25 protein-coding genes and 1 tRNA gene are annotated in these 21,823 nt (G+C 50.2%); 24 read left to right on the top strand and 2 right to left on the bottom strand.

What is annotated here, in order from left to right:
• Nucleotides 1-5 precede the first annotated feature (5 nt).
• Genes NTY76_06510 through NTY76_06525 form a run of 4 tightly spaced genes read left to right on the top strand, consistent with a single transcriptional unit; the run spans nucleotide 6 to nucleotide 3,584 of the window.
• Entirely contained in the window at nucleotides 6-1,565 is a 1,560-nt protein-coding gene (locus NTY76_06510; protein MCX5678742.1) for a serine hydrolase, read from the top strand.
• 23 nt (nucleotides 1,566-1,588) lie between these two features.
• Entirely contained in the window at nucleotides 1,589-2,350 is a 762-nt protein-coding gene (locus NTY76_06515; GenBank protein ID MCX5678743.1) for a TatD family hydrolase, read from the top strand.
• Complete coding sequence (locus tag NTY76_06520) at nucleotides 2,328-3,080, top strand: tRNA threonylcarbamoyladenosine dehydratase (protein ID MCX5678744.1); 753 nt, start codon at nucleotides 2,328-2,330, stop codon at nucleotides 3,078-3,080. Before NTY76_06515 ends, NTY76_06520 begins: the two co-directional genes overlap by 23 nt.
• A gap of 15 nt (nucleotides 3,081-3,095) precedes the next feature.
• Nucleotides 3,096-3,584, top strand: a complete 489-nt coding sequence (locus NTY76_06525; GenBank protein MCX5678745.1) for a hypothetical protein — start codon at nucleotides 3,096-3,098, stop codon at nucleotides 3,582-3,584.
• Nucleotides 3,585-3,587: 3 nt separating this feature from the next.
• Here NTY76_06525 and NTY76_06530 read toward each other — a convergent pair whose 3' ends face one another.
• Nucleotides 3,588-5,357, bottom strand: a complete 1,770-nt coding sequence (locus tag NTY76_06530; protein ID MCX5678746.1) for a carbon starvation protein A — start codon at nucleotides 5,355-5,357, stop codon at nucleotides 3,588-3,590.
• 398 nt (nucleotides 5,358-5,755) lie between these two features.
• Here NTY76_06530 and NTY76_06535 point away from each other — a divergent pair, with 398 nt between their 5' ends.
• The 10 genes from NTY76_06535 to NTY76_06580 all read left to right on the top strand — a co-directional run bounded on the left by NTY76_06535 (nucleotide 5,756) and on the right by NTY76_06580 (nucleotide 13,900).
• Entirely contained in the window at nucleotides 5,756-6,142 is a 387-nt protein-coding gene (locus tag NTY76_06535; protein ID MCX5678747.1) for a hypothetical protein, read from the top strand.
• Nucleotides 6,139-7,809, top strand: coding sequence for a GH3 auxin-responsive promoter family protein (locus NTY76_06540; GenBank protein MCX5678748.1), 1,671 nt, complete (start codon nucleotides 6,139-6,141; stop codon nucleotides 7,807-7,809). The genes NTY76_06535 and NTY76_06540 overlap by 4 nt, the downstream gene beginning before the upstream one ends.
• A 102-nt stretch (nucleotides 7,810-7,911) precedes the next feature.
• Nucleotides 7,912-8,271, top strand: coding sequence for a hypothetical protein (locus NTY76_06545; protein ID MCX5678749.1), 360 nt, complete (start codon nucleotides 7,912-7,914; stop codon nucleotides 8,269-8,271).
• A gap of 70 nt (nucleotides 8,272-8,341) precedes the next feature.
• Nucleotides 8,342-10,210 (top strand): sensor histidine kinase, encoded by a 1,869-nt coding sequence (locus NTY76_06550; protein MCX5678750.1) that lies wholly within the window; start codon nucleotides 8,342-8,344, stop codon nucleotides 10,208-10,210.
• Between the two features lie 10 nt (nucleotides 10,211-10,220).
• Nucleotides 10,221-10,598, top strand: a complete 378-nt coding sequence (locus NTY76_06555; GenBank protein MCX5678751.1) for a response regulator — start codon at nucleotides 10,221-10,223, stop codon at nucleotides 10,596-10,598.
• Nucleotides 10,582-10,971, top strand: coding sequence for a response regulator (locus NTY76_06560; protein MCX5678752.1), 390 nt, complete (start codon nucleotides 10,582-10,584; stop codon nucleotides 10,969-10,971). The genes NTY76_06555 and NTY76_06560 overlap by 17 nt, the downstream gene beginning before the upstream one ends.
• Before the next feature lie 97 nt (nucleotides 10,972-11,068).
• Nucleotides 11,069-11,239, top strand: a complete 171-nt coding sequence (locus NTY76_06565) for a hypothetical protein (protein ID MCX5678753.1) — start codon at nucleotides 11,069-11,071, stop codon at nucleotides 11,237-11,239.
• Nucleotides 11,240-11,264: 25 nt separating this feature from the next.
• The gene (locus tag NTY76_06570) at nucleotides 11,265-12,437 is read left to right on the top strand and encodes an ATP-binding protein (GenBank protein MCX5678754.1); all 1,173 of its coding nucleotides are present in this window, start codon (nucleotides 11,265-11,267) and stop codon (nucleotides 12,435-12,437) included.
• An 82-nt stretch (nucleotides 12,438-12,519) separates the two neighbouring features.
• Nucleotides 12,520-12,595, top strand: a tRNA-Thr gene (locus NTY76_06575).
• 33 nt (nucleotides 12,596-12,628) lie between these two features.
• Nucleotides 12,629-13,900: an MFS transporter gene (locus tag NTY76_06580; protein ID MCX5678755.1), complete on the top strand. Its 1,272-nt coding sequence runs from the start codon at nucleotides 12,629-12,631 to the stop codon at nucleotides 13,898-13,900.
• On the opposite strand, the gene NTY76_06585 is transcribed toward NTY76_06580, so the two are convergent.
• A complete protein-coding gene (locus NTY76_06585; GenBank protein MCX5678756.1) occupies nucleotides 13,887-14,060 on the bottom strand; it encodes a hypothetical protein in 174 nt (57 codons plus the stop codon). The genes NTY76_06580 and NTY76_06585 overlap by 14 nt on opposite strands.
• A gap of 93 nt (nucleotides 14,061-14,153) precedes the next feature.
• On the opposite strand from NTY76_06585, the gene rsxC reads away from it, so the two are divergent.
• The 10 genes from rsxC to NTY76_06635 all read left to right on the top strand — a co-directional run bounded on the left by rsxC (nucleotide 14,154) and on the right by NTY76_06635 (nucleotide 21,822).
• Entirely contained in the window at nucleotides 14,154-15,512 is a 1,359-nt protein-coding gene (gene rsxC / locus NTY76_06590) for an electron transport complex subunit RsxC (GenBank protein MCX5678757.1), read from the top strand.
• Between the two features lie 61 nt (nucleotides 15,513-15,573).
• Nucleotides 15,574-16,536, top strand: coding sequence for an RnfABCDGE type electron transport complex subunit D (locus tag NTY76_06595; protein MCX5678758.1), 963 nt, complete (start codon nucleotides 15,574-15,576; stop codon nucleotides 16,534-16,536).
• Nucleotides 16,533-17,075: an RnfABCDGE type electron transport complex subunit G gene (locus NTY76_06600; GenBank protein ID MCX5678759.1), complete on the top strand. Its 543-nt coding sequence runs from the start codon at nucleotides 16,533-16,535 to the stop codon at nucleotides 17,073-17,075. The genes NTY76_06595 and NTY76_06600 overlap by 4 nt, the downstream gene beginning before the upstream one ends.
• Nucleotides 17,072-17,665, top strand: coding sequence for an electron transport complex subunit E (locus NTY76_06605; GenBank protein MCX5678760.1), 594 nt, complete (start codon nucleotides 17,072-17,074; stop codon nucleotides 17,663-17,665). Before NTY76_06600 ends, NTY76_06605 begins: the two co-directional genes overlap by 4 nt.
• A 1-nt stretch (nucleotide 17,666) precedes the next feature.
• The gene (locus NTY76_06610; protein MCX5678761.1) at nucleotides 17,667-18,275 is read left to right on the top strand and encodes an RnfABCDGE type electron transport complex subunit A; all 609 of its coding nucleotides are present in this window, start codon (nucleotides 17,667-17,669) and stop codon (nucleotides 18,273-18,275) included.
• Between the two features lie 13 nt (nucleotides 18,276-18,288).
• Nucleotides 18,289-19,089: an RnfABCDGE type electron transport complex subunit B gene (locus NTY76_06615; protein ID MCX5678762.1), complete on the top strand. Its 801-nt coding sequence runs from the start codon at nucleotides 18,289-18,291 to the stop codon at nucleotides 19,087-19,089.
• A gap of 4 nt (nucleotides 19,090-19,093) precedes the next feature.
• Nucleotides 19,094-19,411: a thioredoxin gene (gene trxA / locus NTY76_06620; GenBank protein ID MCX5678763.1), complete on the top strand. Its 318-nt coding sequence runs from the start codon at nucleotides 19,094-19,096 to the stop codon at nucleotides 19,409-19,411.
• A 1-nt stretch (nucleotide 19,412) separates the two neighbouring features.
• A complete protein-coding gene (locus tag NTY76_06625; protein ID MCX5678764.1) occupies nucleotides 19,413-21,230 on the top strand; it encodes a carbamoyltransferase in 1,818 nt (605 codons plus the stop codon).
• On the top strand, nucleotides 21,223-21,645 hold the full coding sequence (locus tag NTY76_06630; GenBank protein ID MCX5678765.1) for an SxtJ family membrane protein: 423 nt from the start codon (nucleotides 21,223-21,225) through the stop codon (nucleotides 21,643-21,645). The genes NTY76_06625 and NTY76_06630 overlap by 8 nt, the downstream gene beginning before the upstream one ends.
• A 15-nt stretch (nucleotides 21,646-21,660) precedes the next feature.
• Nucleotides 21,661-21,822 carry a DUF5989 family protein gene (locus NTY76_06635; protein MCX5678766.1) on the top strand — a complete coding sequence of 54 codons (162 nt, stop codon included), beginning with the start codon at nucleotides 21,661-21,663 and terminating at the stop codon, nucleotides 21,820-21,822.
• Nucleotide 21,823 lies beyond the last annotated feature (1 nt).

A 21,823-nucleotide genomic window follows, 5' to 3' on the forward strand; every position in this document is an offset into this window, starting at 1 on the left:
GGATCATGAGGTCAAAGCTGATTTTTATTATATTATGCGCGGCCCTCTCGATCCTGCCGCAGACTTCGATATTTGCCGCCGCGTCCAAATCGGCCGAAGTGCCCGATATAAAGCGCTTGAAGGCAATTCTCCCGGAATTTGAAACGTATGCCAGGAAAAGCATGGCCGAATGGAAGGTGCCCGGCATGGCCATAGCGATAGTGAAGGGTAAAGATGTTATTTATGAGAAGGCATTTGGCGTAAAGACGCTCGGTTCAAAGGACCCCGTCACTACCGATACTGTCTTTCAGATCGGCTCCACGTCCAAAGCGTTTACCGCTTTGCTGGTCGGGATGCTTGTTGATGAAGGGAAGATCGGATGGGACGACCCGGTAATGAACCATCTTAGCGGTTTTGTCATGTACGACCCATGGGTCACGAGGCAGTTTACCGTTACCGATCTTATGGCCCAGCGAAGCGGCATGCCCGAACATGCCGGCGATACCGTGGCCACCCTGGGGTTCGACCGCTCTCATGTAATCGACATGATCAGATTTGTAAAACCCGTTACAAGCTTTCGTTCGGCATACGCCTATCAAAACGGCCTGTTTCTCGTGGCAGCCGAGCTCGTCAGGAAAGAGACGGGGAAGAGCTGGGAGGATAATGTAAAAGAACGTATTTTTGAGCCGCTGGGAATGAAGTCCAGTTCGACGGATATGTCATCGCTCAAAAATGGCAAAAATGTCGCTTCTCTTCATCACCTGGCCGGAGATAAGATAGTCATGCTTCCGATGGACTGGAAATATATGGACTGGGTCTATACCGATGCTCCGGCCGGAGGCATAAATTCAAACGTGAAGGATATCGCGAAGTGGATCTCACTTCAGATGAATGGCGGTTCATTCGGTTCGAAGCAGCTGATAAAGGCGGATAGCATAAAGTATATGCAGACGCCGAAGACGATAATCCCTTCTGAAAATGGAAGCCCCCGTCAATATTATTGTCAGGGATGGGTCTACCGCGAATATAATCCGTATCCGATCATATGGCATAACGGCGGGACGAGCGGCGCGAAGACGATGATCGCATTTGTTCCTAAAGCGAAGATAGGCATAGTCGTGCTGTCGAACCTGGACGAGACGTCATTGCCTGAGTCACTTGCGTCGCGTTTCTTCGATATGTATTTCGGCGCCCGCAAGCGCGACTGGAGTAAGGAGGAGCTTAAGAGAGCTTCCAAATCTCTGGAAGATGAGAGGGCCGCTCTTCCGAAGCCGCCTGCTAAAGAGACGCCGGCATTACCGGCCGAAAGATACACAGGAAGCTATTCAAATGACATATACGGCACGGTCGCTGTTTCACAGAAAGACGGAGCCCTGATCGTGACCGCCGGGCCAAAGAAGACGCATATGGCCTTATCGCATTTTGACCGCGATACTTTTACCGCGTCGTGGAATGTCTATATCGCGCCGGAGTACGCCGGCCTGGTAAGGTTTGATATAGGACCGGATGGGTTCGCGGAATCCCTTACAGTGCAGGCGTTCGACGCCGACGGCTGCGGAGTGTTCCGAAAAATAGCCGGTAAATAAGAGCGGGGGAAAAGCAATTCCGTATGCTGCAGGACGCTCACATACATCTGCAAGATTGCCCGGAAGAGGCAATTAAGATATCCGCCGGAGCCGCCGGCCACGGGGTGGGCCGTTTTTTCTGCAATGGCACTTACCCTCGGGATTGGCCCGAAGTTATGAAGCTGGCCGGTTCCCACAGTAACATCATCCCTTTTTTCGGTGTGCATCCATGGCATATCGATAAGACGGTCGAGGGGTGGGATAAGGCGCTTATCGAGTATCTCGCTTTGCCCGGATCGCGCATAGGGGAGATAGGCCTCGACGGCGCTAAGGTAGATGTAAGCTTAGTCAGGCAGCGCGAAATCTTTACGCGGCAGCTGGACATAGCGGTTGAATTTAAAAAACCGTTCACCGTACACTGCGTACAGGCATGGGACGCTCTTTTGGAAGAGATCAGGATGCGGAAGGATAAAAAGCTCCTTTTTATGGTCCACTGGTTTTCCGGTTCGCCCGAGATAGCGGTCGAACTTATTAAGCTCGGCGGGTACATCTCATTTTCTCCGCGGCTTCTTTATGAGAGGGCCCTGAAACACCGCGCATCCTTTGACGTAACGCCGGTCGACAGAATTTTACTTGAGACCGATTATCCATATACTCCGGATTCCGGGTCCGCGGATAAGCCGGATGTGTCAAAATATTTTGAGTGGCTGCGCTCGCTGTATGGCATGGCCGCCCGGCTCAAAAAGCTGGATGAGGTAACATTCGAGCAAAAGGTATGGGATAATGGGACAGTTTTTTTGCATTGAGCTCCTTCTCGGCAAAGACAAGCTCCAGAAACTACATAATAGCTCCGTAACGGTCATAGGCATCGGTGCCGTCGGCAGCTACTGTGTCGAAGCATTGGCTCGCGCCGGGGTAGGGGCCTTAAGGCTGGTGGATTTCGATAAGGTAAAAGCGAGTAACCTGAACCGCCATCTGCTGGCGCTTAAGTCCACTATCGGCAGGCCAAAAGTAGAGCTCGCCAGGGAGAGGGTGCTTGCGATCAATCCCGCGTGTAAAGTGGAATCGCTGGAGGTTTTTGCCGACGATAAGACGATAGACTCGATACTCGATAACAGGCCGGATATCGTGATAGATGCCATAGATTCGCTGGGCCCGAAATCGCAGGTGCTTAAAACCTGCCATATGAAGAATATACCCGTCATCTCGTCAATGGGCGCGGCAACGAGAGTGGATCCTTTAGCGATCAGGATAGCGGATCTTCGTGATACGACACACTGCCCTTTGGCAAAACGCCTGAGAATTAAATTAAAGAGAGAGAATATCACGAGCGGAATAACCTGCGTCTATTCGGCGGAGACGAGGAACCTATCGGCCATCGGCGGTGAAAACGCTCTCGGGGAAGATGATTACGCGAGAGGGCGGAAGCGGTCAAAGCTCGGCAGCCTTCCTACGATAACCGGCATATTCGGCCTCGTCATCGCCCATAAGGCCATAGAGACGCTGTGCGGCGGATTCAAAGGAAAAGGAAATTAACATAAGGGGAGTAAGATGAAGAAAATATTCAGCATTATCGCAGCGGTCTTGGGCCTGGTTTTTGCCGGCATGTCGTATGCGCAAGGTAATATCAAAGCAGATAATGTAATCGATATCACAGAATCTAAAGTCAGTTATGATATTAAGACGGCCGAAGGAGAGGACCTTGTTGTCACGGCAGATTACGCTTCGGGTTCGGCGAGCCCCGAAATCGAAAATATGGATATATTCCCCCGGAATTCTATAAATGAAGGAATCAAGGCGTTTACGGTCACCACAAAAGAAGGCGTTCCTATCGAGATCCAGTACGCATATAGCGGCGGTGAGCGCGTCGGAGTAAAGATCTCCACGAAACCGTCCCATCCGTCTTCTGATTCGGAGTATGCTCAAGTCCTGTCGGTCGAAAGCAAGGGCGGATATATTATTAAGTTTATGTTTGTCTGGCAGGGTAAGGACTTAAAGGAAGTCAGGGTAGAGCCTCTAGTCAATCCATTTGCCGCATGAAGGCTACGATATCTCCCGGCGTATACGGTAGATCTTCTTCAAGGACTCCAGAAATATTACCACTACGAGCGCGATCATTATTATCGAGAGCGCCGCGTTCATGTTTCCCTGAAAGTTATGCTTGGGCAGGTAATTATCGATGACATTCATAATCCCGGCAACGATCGTTGTCACGAACATGAATATCGCCGGAACGAATGTTATGAGGCCGTAGTACCATCTCTTAGAGTGTTTCAATATATATACCGTCCCGACCGATAGCGCCAGCGTCGCCAGGAGCTGGTTCGCCACTCCGAACATCGGCCAGATAGTAGTGATATCTCCATTATAGACCAGGTAACCCCAGAGAAAGCTGATTATCCCGCCGCTTAAAATTATCGTCCACAGCCTCCGGCTGTTCCATCTGGGACTCGCGGTCTTTATCAGTTCATCGACGATATAACGCGCCACGCGCGTTCCGGTGTCAACTGTAGTCAGTATAAAGAGCGCTTCGAACATTATAGCGAAGTGATACCAGTATCCCATAAGGTGCTTCATGCCGGGTATCGATGAAAGTATCAGCGACATCCCCGCGGCGAGTGACACCGCCCCTCCGGTGCGCCCCGACAGGACCTCGCCCGTCATCTGCTCTATCTGCGGGAGCTGTGAAATACTGAGCCCCATTTTATGGAATACATCTACGGGCACATTGATGGCAAAATAATCGGCCGGTATCAGTACGGTGGCGGCGATGAGCGCCATTAACGAAACGACCGCTTCCGTGAGCATCGCCCCGAACCCGATCATGCGGATGTCGGACTCCTTGTTGATCATCTTCGGGGTGGTGCCTGAGGCTACGAGAGAATGAAATCCGCTGATCGCGCCGCAGGCTACTGTAATGCATACGAACGGCCATACTTTTCCCGGTATCACGGGCCCGCCTCCGTGGATGTAAGGGGTTATCGCCGGCATACGAAGCTGAGGGTTGACTATGAAGATGCCGAGCGCCAGAAGCAAGATCGTGCCGATCTTCATGTATGAGCTTAAATAATCCCTCGGGCAGAGAAGCAGCCATACCGGCAATATGGACGCTATCAATCCGTAAATAGGCAGCATTATAGAAAGCGCCGGTTTTGAGAACAGGAAGAAATGGCCGAATCCCGACCTGGCCAGAGGCTCCCCTAAAACTACGCCGAGGATCACGAGCGTCACGCCGATCAGAGAGGCCTCTATGACTTTGCCGGGCCTGAGCCTGTACATATATAACGCGACGAAGAATGCTACGGGGATCGTCATGGCTATGGCGAATGTGGCCCATGCGCTCTCGTTAAGCGCGTTTACCACGACTAGCGCCAGGCCTGCGAGAGCCGTGATTATAATGAAGAGTATCGCGAATCCGGTAACAAACCCCGCGGTTTTACTGACGTATTTGCGCGCGAGGCGGGTGAGCGAAAGCCCCTTGGTCCGCACCGAAGCGAAGAGTATGACCGTGTCGTGGACGGCGCCGCCGAGTACGGCGCCTATCAATATCCAGAGAAACCCCGGCAGGAAACCGAACTGCGCCGCCAGGACCGGCCCGACCAGGGGACCGGCGCCCGAGATGGCGGCGAAATGGTGGCCGAAGAGCACGAACCTGTTTGTGGGATGATAGTCGCGGCCGTCTTTGAATGTGTGAGCGGGTGTTTTCGCCTCGTCATTTGCGACGAGCACCTTGGCCATAAGGAACTTCGCGTAGAAACGGTATGCCAGGGCGAATACCAGTAGCGCGATAATGAGAAGTGTCAGGGCGTGCATAATTATATTACGATAATTTAAAAGGCTTTCAATGTCAAGGGCAGATTTTTCGGTCGCAGTGCACAAGCAGGGTGCTGTTACCCATGAATTTTTTAGGGGTCCTGCCGCTCTTTCGCCTTTTTTCCTATTCGAGGCTGTGTCCGACTCTTGCGCGTAGAACTAGTCGATCGTGACAAGCCCCACTACGTACCGCCTCTTATTCGAAAAAAGGCTGGAAAGAGCGTCACCCCTAAAAAATTCCTGCTCATGCGTCCTGCTAGGTAAGGCCGAAAAATCTCCCGGTGGGGTGAGTAGAGAGTGAGATTGGAACAGGAACCCATATAACCAGGTCTAGGCAGAGGTTGCTATGGCATCGCTATAAGCCCCTGGTAGACCGGAAGGGCAAAAGATGATACAATATGCGGACAATAGAGAAGGATGGGATTTCCTTGAAGACTATTAAGATGATATCTGTAATCTGTATTGCGATGGCGCTTGCCGCGGGACCTGCGGTATCGGAACAGGATACCGCGAAAGAGCCGCGGTTTGATTACAATAATATGAGACAGGACGAGCTGATGCAGATTATGAATGTCCTGGAAACCCAGGCCGGCACCCTGAAAAAGAACCAGGCGAAATATAAACGCGGCGTCAATCCGGAATATGAAGAGATCCAGAGTAAGATAGAGGAGCTTGAGGGAGAGCGCGAGGCGGCATACAAGAAACTGTCCGAAAGATGGCAGGAGGGCGATTTAGCGTCAGGCAAGCCCCGTAAAGATAATGCGGAGGGGTCAGCAGCCCGATGAATCTTACAAGTCTTATAATGAAGGGCCTGACCTCCAGGGCAAAAGCGTTTGAGAAAGCCACTACGGATCCTATTAAAGCCCAGGAGCGGGTGCTATTGAAATACCTTTCCCGCAATATGCGCACCGAGTATGCCTCCAAATATAATTTCTCCGCGATAAAATCAATAGAGGATTTTCGCGCGCGCCTTCCCTTAAGCGATTACGCGGCTATAAAACCGTATATAGACAGGATGAAGAAAGGCGCGAGCGGCGTCCTGACCGCGGATAAGGTAAACTTCTTCGGCATCACCAGCGGCTCCACCGGAGAACCGAAATTTATACCGGTCACGAAGTATTCACAGGCCCGTAAATCCGACCTGATGAATATATGGGCATACTATCTGACTAAAGACCATCCGAAAATATTCGATGGCAGGATACTCGGCATTATAAGCCCGGAGATAAAAAATCATACCGATGCAGGCATTCCCTACGGTCCGGAGGACGGCCATGCTTATAATAATCTACCGGAGGTTATAAAGCGCCTTTACGTATTGCCCTATGAGCTGTTCTATATCGATAGCTACGACGCGCGCTACTACTGCATCCTGCGCATCGCGATCGAACATAACATCACCACTATAGCGACATTAAATCCAAGCACGCTTACCCTTCTTTGCCAAAAGATACCGGCGCTGCAGAACGGCATAATCGATGATATTGAACGCGGTACGCTGGATGAAGGTCTGGAGATCGCTCCCGATATCCGCCGGGCGATAGAGGGCTCCCTTAAACCTAACCCCCGCAGGGCAAGCGAGCTTAAGGCGCTTCTGAATAAACAAGGGAAGCTCCTGCCCAAAGATTTTTGGCCACATCTCGATCTTATTGAGTGCTGGAAGGGCGGGACAGTGAAGGGCTACCTCTCCAGACTTCCTGATTATTTCGGAAACGTGGCCGTACGTGATTTTGGCTGTCTTTCCACTGAAGCGCGGAGCTCGGTGCCGATGAGCGACTCCGGCGCCGGCGGAGCGCTCGCGGTGCAGACCAACTTCTATGAATTTATTCCCAGGGAGGACCTGGATAAAGCTCAGAAGAGGGTATTGCTGTGCGATGAACTGGAGACAGGAAGAGAGTATCTGCTTATAGTTACCACCGCGGGGGGCCTTTATCGCTATAATATCGATGATATCGTATGCGTTAAGGGTTTCTTCAATAAGACGCCGATAATAGAGTTCATACAGAAAGGCCACAATGTCGTATCGATAACCGGAGAGAAAGTGTACGAATCCCATATAGAGGAAGCAGTGACCGGTTCGGTGGCGAAACATAAGACCGCGATACGGTCTTTTTCCGCTTCGGCAGTTACGGGAGAGATACCGCGCTATGTCTTCCTGATCGAGTTCGAAGGGACGCCGTCTCAAGGCGAGAAACGCGCGCTTCTCGTCTCTATCGAAAAGACCCTCCGCTTTCAAAATAGCGAATATGACGACCTGAGAAAGCAGCAGCTCATCGCTTTCCCGTCCCTTAGGGTTATCAGCCCGGGAGAGTTTGAGCGTTACAGGATGACACGGGTAAGAGATGGGGCGCACGATACACAGTTCAAGATGCCCAGGCTTGTCCTTTCCGGCGGATTTCTGGAAAATTTCGTTATGACTGAAGAGATCTTTGCCTTGCCCGGGGAGGAGTAGAGACAGGCTTTTTTCCATTGACAGATATACCGGGCACGGTTACAATTGTTATTAAACACGCGGAATTTATAAAGCAAATTCATAAAAAGGGAGGTGATTTAGATGAAGAAGTTCATGATGGTTGCCGTGGCGCTTGTATTAGCGGCATCTATATGTTATGCCATGGAAGGCGATAAGCCAAAGGCTACCGAACCGGTAGGTGCTGTGGTAGAGACGGGGGGCGTCATGGTCGGCAAGATAACGTCTGTTGTCGAGAAGAGCCTTGGCGGCGGAAAGACTGCTAATTCCCTTGTATTGGCCGAGGATAACGGCACTACTAAGATAATACCGATGGATAATACGGTGAAGTGTCTTGATAGCGCATTTAACGTCCTTACCCTGAACCAGCTTAAAGGTAAAAAGGTGGCAGTTGAAGTTTCAAAAGAGGGCGGAAAAGCCACAAAAGTTCAAGAGCTGAAGTAGCTCTCAATAAATAGGGACACGGCCGCTTTGTAATAAGAAGGCGTGTCCCTATTTACTAACCAGACAAAATATGAAAATAGCCGCTAAAATTAATCTCTCTTTCCTTGCGACAATCATCATCCTCATCACTATTACCACCCTTGTTTTTTATACGACATCCAAAAATAGTCTCAGAAACGAGATAATCGCGCGTTTGGAGGTGACGGCGAAATCGAGAGAGAACCATATAAAGACCTATATCAAGATGGTCAGGATGTCGGTCCTGGAATTCTCCCAGAGCGCTATACTGGAAGTTTTCCTGGAGACCGCTAAGGATGATCCGAAGAGAAGCGAAGCTTTTGAACGGGCGATGACGAGGCTTAAGAGGACGAAAGAGGCCAACCCCTCCATACATGAGTTTATGGTCCTGGATACGTCCGGAAATGTGGTTGTCTCCAGCGACCGGATGAGCATAGGCAAAAATAGAAGCGCGGAGGACTACTTCACCGAAGGCCGGCAAGGCGTTTATTTTAAAGACGCCTATTACTCCGAGAATTACTCTATGCCTCTATTTGGCGTATCCGCGCCTATAACGGATTCCGACACAGGAGAGCTGCGCGGGGTGCTCATCGCGAAGGTCAAATTAGATGAACTAAATAAAATAACCACGGATGCGACCGGCATGGGCAAGACCGGCGAAATATATATTGTGAATAAAGACGGTTATATGGTCACCCCCTCCCGTTTTAAGAAAGACACATTCTTAAAATTGAAAGTCGATACCGAAAATTTCAGGCTGTGCGCTCTTCACGCGGGCAACGAAGAGATATGCGCGCCGGTGAGCGCCTTCAGGAACTATATGGGAGAGATGACACTGGGATTACACGACTTTATACCCGAAACGAAATGGTCGCTTCTTACGGAGATCGGCACCGGAGAGATCTTCGCGCCGCTTGGGAGAATATTACTTATATGCGCGGCGATACTGTTTTTTACACCCATAGCGGCCTGGTTGATAGGCACGGCCGTTGCCGGGGCTATTACGCGTCCTATCTACCAGTTGCGTAAAGGAATAGAGGTTATCGGCACCGGCGATCTTAATCATAAAGTTGGGACCTCGGCCGGAGACGAAATAGGGCAGCTCTCCAGGGCGTTCGACAAGATGACCGAGGACCTGAAAGGACGGACTTCTGAACTTGAGGAGCTGAATAAGGCGCTAAGGAGGTCTTCCGGCGAAGTAAAGCATGCCCTGCAGGTAAAGTCCGAGTTTTTGGCCAATATGTCGCATGAGCTAAGGACTCCGCTTAACTCCATTATCGGTTTTTCCGAAGTGCTATCCATGGAAACTTATGGAACGCTCAACAAGAAACAGAAGGATTACATTAATTATGTATTGGGCGGCGGAAGGCATCTATTGTCGCTTATAAATGATGTCCTGGATCTTGCTAAGATGGAAGCGGCGAAGGCAGAGCTTATGATAACCACTTTATCGCTGAAAGATTTATTAAGGGAAGCTTTGATACTTGTGAAAGAGATGGCATTTAAAAAGAATATCGAGTTGTCCGTGGAAGCGGACGAGAAGATCGGCAATATCGATGCCGATGAACGAAAGTTAAAACAGATAGTCTATAACCTTCTCTCGAACGCGGTAAAATTTACTCCAAAAGACGGTAAGGTAGGCATTAAGGCTAAGAGCTCAGGCACGAATATCGAGATAGAGGTATGGGATACGGGCGTAGGTATAGCGCCGGAAAACCTTGAAAAGATTTTTGAGGCATTCACCAGCATTAAGACTCCGGATGTTAAAACGGCAGAAGGCACGGGGTTGGGCCTGGCGCTCTCCAGAAAATTGGTTGAACTGCATGGCGGAAAAATATGGGCGGAATCGAAAGGGCTGAAGGCCGGCGCTGTGTTTAAGTTCGTCATACCCGCTAAAGCCATTAAAAAAATAAAAGCATAGAGAGATAGCAATGGCGAAAATTTTAATTGTGGATGATGAGGATAGGGTACGAAAGCTGTACGGTGATATCTTATCCGCGGAAGGATTTGAAGTATTGCTTGCCGATAATGGCCTGGACTGTATGAGGCTTGCCGTAGAAGAATACCCCGATTTAATACTCCTCGATTTAATAATGCCTCCGCCGGACGGCGCGGAGACTGCTCAGCGTTTATTAGAGAATGATGATACTAAAAATATACCCATAATATTTTTAACGAGCGCCATTACTGCGGAAGAAAGCCAGGTGGAAACAGGACAGATCGGCGGCCGCCTGTTCATGTCCAAGTCTCTCCGCATAGGTGAGGTTATTAAAATGGTAAGGAAAGTTCTGGATGCAAAACATAGATAGGATAAAAACCAGGATATTGATCATCGAGGATAACGAGATGAACCGCATACTCGAGAAAGATCTCCTGGAGCAGGCCGGCCTGGAAGTCCTGGAGGCTGAGGATGCCGAGAGCGGGCTTATATTAGCCCGGAGAGAGAAACCCGATGCGATAGTCATGGATCTGCGCCTTCCCGATATGCTCGGTATAGAACTGGCAAAAATATTGCGTCAGGATAAGGAGACCGGCGCTATCCCGATTATCTTTGTTACCGCTGATATCATAGGAAAGAACATGAACGATCTGAAGGCGTCAGGCTTTAAAGAATACGTGGCTAAACCGATAGACACGCGTACCTTCGTGGACCAGATAAAGAAATATATATGTAGGTGTTAAAGCGCAGCGCAAAAAATGGAGGTCAATGGTGGGAACTTCAAGATGCTGGCAGGAAGATGTTGTTCAGGGATTCAATCAAAGAAAAAAAAGGAAAACAGTGGCAGCGAGAAAGAAGGCCAGAAGGCTCGAGGTAAGGAAGATAGTTAAGAAACTGAAAGCCGCCGGCAAGACAGTCGATCTACAGGCTATTAACACAGAGGTATTGAATAAGTTCCGTAGAAAGAGGCAGAGTATAAAACAAAGGCATGCTGTGCTGGCAGTTAAGTGATGTAGGCAGATTCGGGGAATGGTTTATGCGTAACCTGGAAGAAAAATTTAAGATAACGGTAATGGCAGGCCTTCTGATAGCCGCCTTCGCGCTCACATGCTATTTCCTGATAGTGGTTAAAACGGATGTTATTTACACTCATCTCTTCTATATTCCCATTATTTTATCGGCCATGTGGTGGGGAAGAAGAGGTGTTCTGGTGGCCGTTTTCCTGGCAATCCAGTTATTAATTGTCCGTTTTTCAGTCGATAAAAGCCCACAGGCAATTCTGCATGACAGCATCCGGTCCTTCATGTTTATATTTATGGGGTTTTTTATAAGCGTGTTAAGCGACAGGATACAAAAGAGCAAAGAGCTGCTGGAAAGAGCATATAATGAGTTAGAGGCTAAGGTCAAAGAGCGGACAGAAGAGCTTTCAAAATCTAATCTGCTTCTGTGGAATGAAGTCGCCAGCCGTAAGAAGGCGCAAGGTGCACTCCAGGAAGCGTACAGTAAATTGAAAGAGACGCAGAATGAGCTGATACAGTCCGAAAAAGAGGCGGCCTTAGGACGGTTTTCGTTAGGCATCTCCCACGAGGTTAAGAACCCTTTATCGCTGATACTGGGCGGGGCGGAGTATCTTGAGACGAAGCTGGCAAATAGCGACGAGAATATAAAGGCCAACATAGTGATGATAAAAAAATCGACACTGCGGGCCAATGATATTCTGGAGGGTATATTGCAATATTTACGTCCGTCTTCATTTAAAGTTTATAATATGGGTCTTAACGGCCTGGTCGGCGAGATCATGTCATTATTTAAGCTGCAGTCCTCTTTGATCAAGATGGAGATAACGGCTGAATTGAGCACCGAGGATATCCGCGTCAATGTCAACAAAAACCAGATGCATCAGGTCATCTTCAACATAGTAAAGAACGCTATAGAGGCGTCGCAAGAAGGCGGTAAGATCGCTATAAAGACGGACGCTTCAGAAGGATTCGGCGTTATCAGCGTTATCGATAACGGAAGCGGAATGTCGAAAGAGACATTAGCGAATATGTTCGAGCCGTTCTTTACTACAAAACGCCCGGGGAAGGGGACGGGGTTGGGGCTCGTAATAGTAAAGACGATTATCGATAGGCATAATGGCAAACTACTTATAGAAAGCGAAGAGGGCAAGGGCACCACCGTAAAGATAATGCTGCCGCTCGCGAAATGATGAAATACCGTTTAGGCAAGCCCCGCAAAGACCATTTGTCTTGCCTAAACCGGCCGTATTCGATAAAATAAGCGACATTGAAGCCCATGTAGCTCAGTTGGCAGAGCAGCGGTTTCGTAAACCGCAGGTCGGTGGTTCGAATCCACTCGTGGGCTCCACTATGGTATAACTGTCGGTGCAGGAGTCTGCTATTGGCCCGCTTCAGGGAAGTATTATCTAACCGCAATTTCCTGTTTCTATGGCTGGGACAGCTCGTCTCGAACTTCGGCGACCGGCTTAACCAGATGGCCCTTGTCGCGCTTGTCTATCAGCGGAACCCCGGCTCCGAAGTTGCTCTCGCCAAGCTAATATCGTTTACCATTATACCCGTCTTCATAGTCGGCCCGATAGCCGGCGTCTGGGTCGACAGGCTCGACCGGAAGAACGTGATGATAATCTCAGACGTTTTAAGAGGAGCCCTGGTCCTTGCTATACCGCTATTCATAATAACGAAACAGATCCTGCCGATCTACCTGGTCATATTTCTGGCATTTTCCATCTCGCGCTTCTTTATCCCTTCGAAGATGGCGATAATACCGGATCTTGTAACCAAGGATAAGCTTTTGGTGGCCAATACTCTGCAGGATACGACGCACTTAATAGGCAATGTCGTAGGCCTCCTGGTCGCGGGCTTCATAGTGAATATAAGATACGTGGGGGCCATAGGAGGTTTCTATATAGACAGTGCCACATTTTTCGTATCGGCCGTCCTGATAGCCATGATCGCGATGAAAGACGGTAAGGGGCATGATGTGAGAGAGGATCTTAAAGCCACCGGAGAGGCCCTTAAGAATTCTCTTAAAAGATCCCTGGTCCATGAAATAAAAGAAGGGTTGACGCTATTGACCAAACACAGCAATATGCGGTTCGTGATCTATGTGTCTTCTCTTCTTCTCGCCGGCATGGGGGCCATATCGTGCGTCATCATCGTATTTGTGCAGAACGCTTTCGGGACATCGACCAGGCATTTGGGGTTTCTTGGGACGTATCTTGTATGCGGGCTGTTCCTGGGGACCGTCTTATACGGTAAATTGGGGCAGAAGGCCGAGAAGAGGAAGGTGATAAATTTAAGTTTTGCCCTGACAGGCATATCGATAATAGCCTTTGCGATAGCTGTTAACAGGATCCCGAATATATTTCTCGCCGGGTTTCTTGCCGGGCTCCTGGGCGTCATGGTCAGCCCGATAATGGTCTCGATGAACACTCTCACTCATGAGACCATACCCGGGGATGCAAGGGGAAGGATATTCAGTTCACTGGAGGGCGTGATACATCTCGCGTTCCTGGTATTCATGTTCGTGGCCGCGTATGCGGCAAAATTCGTGGACAGGTTCTGGATACTTGTTGCGGTAGGGACAGTATTTACTCTGTGCGGGATAATCGGTATATCAGTTAAATTCGGAGACGAGACTACTTGCTCTTAGAAATGCTGTTTTTATTCGCCGCTTTGTCCAGGCAGACCTTATAGTAGTTACAGATCGGGCAGCAGATGTTCTCCGCGCCCTTTTCGCCCCTGTACCATTTCGTCTCGCATGTCCAGTATACCTGACACATTTCGCAGCAATTGATCTTGGGCTGGGCCATTTTTCATTCCTCCTGCATTCTAAAATACAGCATCTCGTAATAATTGTCAATAGAGGATATTTTTCGTGGAATATTTTTTACCCATAATGTATAATGGCTTCCATGCGATACAGGTTTCAGGGCGGGGTTCATCCGCTCACGTTTAAAAGTCTCGCCTCGGACAGGCCCATTAAGAAATCTTTTATCCCCAAGAGAGTCACGCTTCCGCTTTCACAGCATATCGGATCTCCGGCCCAAGCCGTAGTCTCCGTGGGCATGAATGTAAAGGTAGGGGACCTTATAGGTGAGCCTTCCGGTTATATCTCGAGCGCTGTACATGCCTCCATAGCGGGTAAAATTACGAAGATCGCTTATCTTCCCACATACAATCAGGCCAGAGTGCTCTCGGTAGTGATCGAGGCCGGCGTGGATGAGGATCAGGATTTCAGGGTGGTGACGGCCGCTTCCGACGTAAATTTTTTATCCAAAGAAGAGCTTCTCAAGCTTATACGCGATGCCGGCGTGGTGGGCCTCGGCGGCGCCGCGTTTCCTACGGATGTAAAATTGTCCCCGCCGGGCAATAAGAAGATAGACACCGTAATATTGAACGGCGCGGAATGCGAGCCGTATCTCACCTGCGATCACCGCCTGATGCTGGAGAAGACAGAGGGGATATTGAAGGGTCTTGGAATAATAGTGAAGATACTGGGAGTCAGGCGGGCCTATATAGCTATCGAGAATAATAAGATGTCGGCCATTTACGCCATGGAGAGAGCGCTAAAATTATACGGCCACAAATTCGCCGAGTGGACCGGCCTGGGCCGGGGCTGGACGCCGAAGCTCGCGGTATTGAATGAGAAATATCCTCAAGGCGCCGAAAAGCAGATCATAAAAGCTATACTGAACAGAATAGTGCCGGCAGGGGGCCTTCCTATGGACGTAGGGTGCATTGCCAACAATGTAGGCACGGCATACGCCATATATGAATCGGTCTATCTGAGAAAGCCGCTGATCGAAAGGGCCATCACGATAACCGGCTCATGCGTCAAGGAGCCGGTCAACACATGGGTCAGGACAGGGACCTTATTGAGCGACCTGAAGGATGTCTTCGGCGGGTTTACGAAAGAGCCGAAGAAGGTAATAATAGGCGGCCCGATGATGGGCCTCGCCCAGTACTCTATGGATATACCAATATCGAAAGGCGCCGGCGGTGTGGTCTTCCTGACAAAGGATGAGATAGACTCTAATGAAGAGGGCGTCTGTATAAGGTGCGGCCGCTGCGTGGACGCCTGCCCCATAGGGCTCGTTCCCACTACCCTTATGTACCGTGTCAAGAAGGAGCAGTTTCAGGATGCAAAGAGCCTCGGGATAGCGTATTGTTATGAATGCGGCTCGTGCGCTTACACATGCCCGGCCAAGATACCGCTCTTGGATTATTTGAAGTTCGGCAAAGCAAAGATCCAGACAGTATAGGCCGATGTCAGGGACATCGGCACTTAGCCTGCGATACGGCTGAATAACCTAGGAAATCGAAATGAGCGACTCGTTAATAGTGTCGATAGGGCCCCATATAAAGGATAAGGTTTCCACGAAACGCATAATGTGGGCGGTGACGCTTTCCCTGCTGCCTGCGGGGCTGGCAGGGATATTCATTTTCGGAATGAATTCCCTATTCGTGATAATCACAAGCATAGCGACAGCAGTCATCACGGAAGCGCTGACGCTTGCCGTCAGAAAGAAGGATATGGGCGCTGTGTGGGACGGAAGCGCGGTGCTTACGGGGCTCCTCCTGGCGTACAACCTGCCGCCACAGTCACCTCTGTGGTTACCTATGGCCGGCTCGTTCTTCGCGATAGCGATAGGGAAACAGGCCTTCGGCGGGCTCGGACATAATATATTTAACCCGGCTCTCGCGGGAAGAGCGTTTCTGATGATATCGTGGCCTTTATACATGACGACGTGGCAGCTTCCTCGATGGAGGGCGGATGCTGTGGCAGGCGCGACGCCTCTGGCGTTATATAAAGAGGGGGAAGCCTTTGTCATGAAGAGCTCCTCCTATTGTGATCTCCTGATCGGAAATAGAGGAGGCTGTATCGGCGAGGTATGTGTCATAGCACTGCTGGCCGGGGCGGCTTATCTATTGATAAAGAAATATATCAGCTGGCATATACCGGTTACTTTCATCGCGACTGTCGCGCTGATGAGCTGGATATTTAACGGCAGAGCCGGACTATTTACCGGCGACGCGCTATTCTTTACTCTGGCGGGCGGGCTCATATTGGGCGCGTTCTTCATGGCTACTGATTATGTTACGAGCCCTTTAAGCTCGCGGGGTAAACTGATCTTTGGGACGCTCTGCGGGGTCCTGACATTTTTGATCAGAAAATTCGCCGGATATCCGGAAGGCGTTTCGTACGCGATCCTTATCATGAATGCGGCCACGCCGATAATAGACAGGTACACATTTCCGAAATGGTTCGGATGGAGGAGAGAATGAACCAGATGGTGAAGTTCGGCCTCATACTGGGCGTCATATGCCTTGCGGCGACGCTTGTGCTTGCGGTCACTTACGAGGTTACCAAGCCGAGGATAGACGCCGCCATGAACGCCGAGGAAGAAGCCGCGCTTAAGACCGTAATGCCGGAAGCCGATTTCTTTAAGAAAGATACGGCCGGCGAGATAGAATATTTCGAGGCTTTGAAAAGGACCGCCCTTATTGGATATTGCGTTAAGGTGACAGGTTCGGGCTACGGCGGCTATATGCGCATTATAGTCGGTATCGATACCCTCGGCACGATAAAGGGCGTGCGCATCCTGGAAAATCAGGAGACTCCGGGCCTGGGCTCGAAGATAAATGAGGTGCGACCAGGAGAGGACGAACCTTATTTTTTAAAACAGTTCAAAGGTAAGCCCGCCGCCGCGGTGGCGGTGAATAAAGATATCGACGCTATAGCCGGCGCCACGATATCGTCGAAAGCCGTCACGGACGCCATAAGGAAGACGGTCGCCGAATTCATGGAGAAACGCCCGCGATGAAGATGATGGGTGAATTTGTAAAAGGCCTCTGGAGGGAGAATCCCACTTTCAGGATCGTCCTCGGGCTCTGTCCGACGCTTGCGGTATCGACGAGCGTATCTAACGGCATAGGGATGGGTACGGCCGCCACATTCGTCCTGGTCGGTTCCAATATCTTCGTATCGCTTGTCAGAAATATCGTGCCGGAGAAGGTGCGGATACCGTGCTTTATAGTTATCATCGCGACATTTGTGACGATAGCCGACCTTTTCATGAAGGCGTATGCGCCGGCGCTCTCGCGCTCGCTGGGGATGTTCGTCCCGCTTATAGTCGTGAACTGCATAGTTCTGGGCCGCGCGGAGGCGTTCTCGTCTAAAGAGCCGCCGCTTAAGTCCATTCTTGACGCCCTGGGGATGGGGATAGGATTTACATGGGCGCTTACGCTTATCTCGGCCATAAGAGAATCGCTTGGAAACGGCACCATCCTCGGATTTGCGATAAACAGGAGCTTCGAGCCGCCGCTATTTATGATACTCGCTCCCGGCGCGCTCCTGACGATAGGCGTATTGATAGCGCTTATAAATTATCTTACTATGAAATGGGTAAAATAGCGTGGATCTCGCCAGCTACATAACTATAATAATCAGCACGGTATTCATAAATAATTTTATACTCTCCCGTTTTCTGGGGCTCTGTTCATTCATAGGGGTCTCGAAGAATACGGGGCCATCCGTCTCAATGGGCATTGCGGTGACGTTCGTCACGACCATGGCTTCGCTGATCACATGGCTCATATATAATTATATCCTGCTGCCGTATAATCTGGAATATCTCAGAACTATAAGTTTTATCCTGGTGATCGCCTCATTCGTCCAGTTCACCGAGATAGTCATACAGAAGAAGGCTCCCGCTTTATATAAGATCTTCGGCATATACCTGCCGCTCATAACGGTAAATTGCGCGGTCTTTGGCGTGGCGGTCCTGAATACCGACACATTTTTTCTTCATGGCCATGCCGTGCCGGGAAGTTTCATGAAGGCGCTCGTCCAAGGTTTCGGCGCGGGCGCAGGCTATACGCTGGCGATGTTCATCATGTCGGGGATAAGGGAGAGGCTGGAATACGCGGATGTGCCGCGCAGCATGAAGGATGTGCCTATAACATTCATAATAGCGAGCCTTATGTCGATGGCATTCTTAGGTTTCAGCGGGTTTAAAATATAAACAGGACAAACGCATGGTAATGATCGCAAAGATAATCACTCCGGTCGCCGCGATGGCGGCGCTGGGACTTATCTTCGGTGTGGGATTGGCATACGCGCTCAAGATATTCGGGATAGAGATAGACCCGAAGGTATTTAAATTACTCTCTATGCTGCCCGGATCGAATTGCGGCGCGTGCGGAAAAGCCGGGTGCGCCGGATTCGCGGAGGCCCTTGTAAAAGGAGAGGCGATTCCCGCAGGATGTGTTGTCAGTAACGAAGAGGCACGCAGGTCGATCGCCGAACTCCTCGGGCTCTCTCACGAAGAGAAGACGCGCACAGTGGCGACGGTCTTCTGTAACGGCGGCTCCCGCGCCAATGATAAATATACGTACAGGGGAATAAAGAGCTGTAAAGCGGCCACACTTCTTTTCGGGGGCCATAAGGCCTGCAGCTTCGGGTGCCTGGGCCTGGGAGATTGCGTAGACGAGTGCCCGTTCGGCGCGATAAAGATGGGCGTTGACGGCGTCCCTGTAGTCGATGCTAAAATATGCACTTCATGCGGTAAGTGCGTTAAGGCCTGCCCGAAGAACCTGTACGCGGTCATACCGGAGGCCTGCAATTATTACGTGAAATGCAGTTCCACCGACGCGGGTGCCGCGACGGCCAAGGTATGTAAATCCGGCTGCATAGCGTGCCTCCGCTGCGAAAAAGCTTGCCCGGTTGGCGCTGTCAAGGTAGAATCTAACCTGTCAAAGATAGACCCGCTCAAGTGCAAGAACATAGGGAAATGTTTTGAGGTTTGCCCGACAAAAGTAATAGTAAAGAGAGGATAGGAAGATGCTGGAGATAACGGTTGAGAATTTTAATAAAGAGGTATTGAAGTCCGATAAACTGGTCCTGGTCGATTTCTGGGCCCCGTGGTGCATGCCGTGCAAAATGCTCGCGCCTACCGTGGAGAAGCTTGCGGAAGAACTTAAAGGCAGAGTCAGCGTCTCCAAATGCAATGTCGATGAGAGCCCGGCCCTGGCTACGGATCTTGCCGTATTGAACATACCGACGCTTCTCCTCTTCAAGGACGGGGAAGAGGTCGCCCGCTTGGTAGGAATTAATTCAAAGGCAGCCATAGAATCGAAGATACAATCGCTGATGGGTTAAGATGTACATATTGGGAATATCTTGTTTCTACCATGACTCGGCAGCCGCTTTAGTAAAAGATGGAGATATAATCGCCGCGGCTCAGGAAGAGCGCTTTACCAGGAAGCGGCACGACCATTCCTTCCCATCCAACGCAGTGTCATACTGCCTGCGCGAAGCCGGAATAACCATTAAAGATATAAATTACGTTTCCTTTTACGACAAGCCTTTTGTAAAATTCGAAAGGATCCTCGAGACGTACCTGGCGTATGCGCCATTGGGCCTGCGTTCGTTCATAAAAGCGGTCCCTCTATGGATAAAGAAGAAGCTATGGATGAAGGAGATGATAAAGGAAGAGCTGGGGTATGATGGGGAGATACTCTTCCCCGAGCACCATGAGTCGCATGCCGCGAGCGCGTTCTTCCCATCCCCTTACAGGGAGGCGGCCGTGCTTACGATGGACGGCGTCGGAGAGTGGACTACCGCGAGCTTCGGCGTAGGAGAAGACAATACCTTATCGCTCAAGGCCGAGATACGGTTCCCGCACTCCCTGGGGCTTCTCTACTCCGCGTTTACCTATTATACCGGTTTCAAAGTGAATTCGGGCGAGTATAAAGTGATGGGGCTTGCTCCTTATGGCAAGCCGGTATATAAAGACCTTATATTGAATGAGCTCATGGATATTAAAGAGGACGGCTCGTTCAAGCTCAACATGAAGTATTTTAATTACTGCGCCGGGCTTACGATGACCAATGATAAATTTCATAAGTTGTTCGGCGGCCTTCCGAGAAAGCGGGAATCCAAGATAACCGCCAGGGAGATGGACCTGGCCGCGTCTATCCAGCAGGTGACGGAGGAGGTGCTGATAAGGACAGCTAAACATATACATAGAGTCACCGGCAAGAAATATCTCGTTCTCGCCGGCGGTGTGGCGTTGAACTGCGTCGCGAACGGCCGCATCATTCGCGAGACGCCTTTCAAGGAGATCTGGATACAGCCCGCGGCGGGCGACGCCGGGGCCGCGCTTGGGGCCGCGCTCTTCGTATGGTATCAATATCTGGGCAACGAACGAAAAGCCGATGATAAGAACGATTTTATGAAAGCGTCTCTCCTTGGGTCGCATTACAGCGATGGTGAGGTCGAAAAATTCCTGAAGGAGAAGGAGATACCTTATACAAAGCTTGCGCAGGGCGAGGTCCCGGAAAGAATAGCGGACCTGCTGGCCCAGGAGAAGGTCATCGGATGGTTCGAAGGCAGGATGGAATTCGGTCCTCGCGCGCTCGGCGCCCGCAGTATAATAGGAGATGCCCGAAGCGCCAAGATGCAGGAGACGATGAATCTCAAGATAAAGTTCAGGGAGAGCTTCAGGCCGTTTGCCCCATCCGTCCTGGAGGAGAAGGCGGCGGAATATTTCGAATTGAATATAAAGAGCCCATATATGCTGCTGGTCGCCCCCGTAAAAGAATCCAAAAGGCGCGCTATGACCGAGAGGGAAGAATCATTATTCGGGATCGATAAATTGAATGTGGTAAGGAGCGAGATACCTGCTGTCACGCATGTGGACTATTCGGCCCGCGTCCAGACGGTCGGCGAAAACTTGAATCCTTTATATTACGGCATGATAAAAAAGTTTTATGAAAAATACGGCTGCCCTGTTATAATAAATACCTCTTTCAATGTGAGGGGAGAGCCGATAGTGGAAAGCCCGGAGGATGCATTCCGGTGTTTTATGCGCACCAATATGGACTATCTGATCATCGGCAATGTCCTGCTCGATAAAAAGCATCAGAAGCTTTCCGACAGGGATACTGATTGGCTGAAAGAGTACGAACTTGATTAGCGTTCTCGAAGATATCAGGAATATAAAAAGCGGCAGAAAAGAACTGCGCGAATTCGGCCTGACGATAGGCGCGGTCCTTCTGCTTATCTCAGGCCTCGCGCTATGGCGCGGTAAAGGATCCGGCGTCTATTTTCTCATATCCGGCCTTATCTTTATAGGTTTTGGCGCGGCGGCCCCTGCGCCGTTAAAGCCTTTTCAGAAAGTCTGGATGGCCTTCTCGGCGGTGATAGGTTTTTTTATGAGCCGCGTGATCCTTACGGCGCTATTTTACGTTATTCTAACCCCCATAGGGGTATTGATGAAACTTTTTGGTAAAGACGTATTGGACGAGCGCATATCAAAGAGCTGTCCGTCGTATTGGCGCGAACGTTCCGCCTTGGTAAAGGCTAAAGAGAGTTACAAAAACCAGTATTAAAGGCTAGAGAGGGTTATGGCAGTGAAGATAGGCATATTGAAAGAGTTCTGGGGATTCATGAAAGAGCGTAAAAAATGGTGGCTCCTGCCCATAGTTATAATGCTTGTCCTTCTGGGGCTCGTCATAGTGCTTACGGAAGGCAGCGCCGTGGCCCCGTTTATTTATACGCTCTTCTGAT

The sequence above is a fragment of the Candidatus Omnitrophota bacterium genome (genome assembly GCA_026387175.1).
Classification (GTDB): Bacteria; Omnitrophota; Gorgyraeia; order 2-01-FULL-45-10; family 2-01-FULL-45-10; genus CAIMPC01.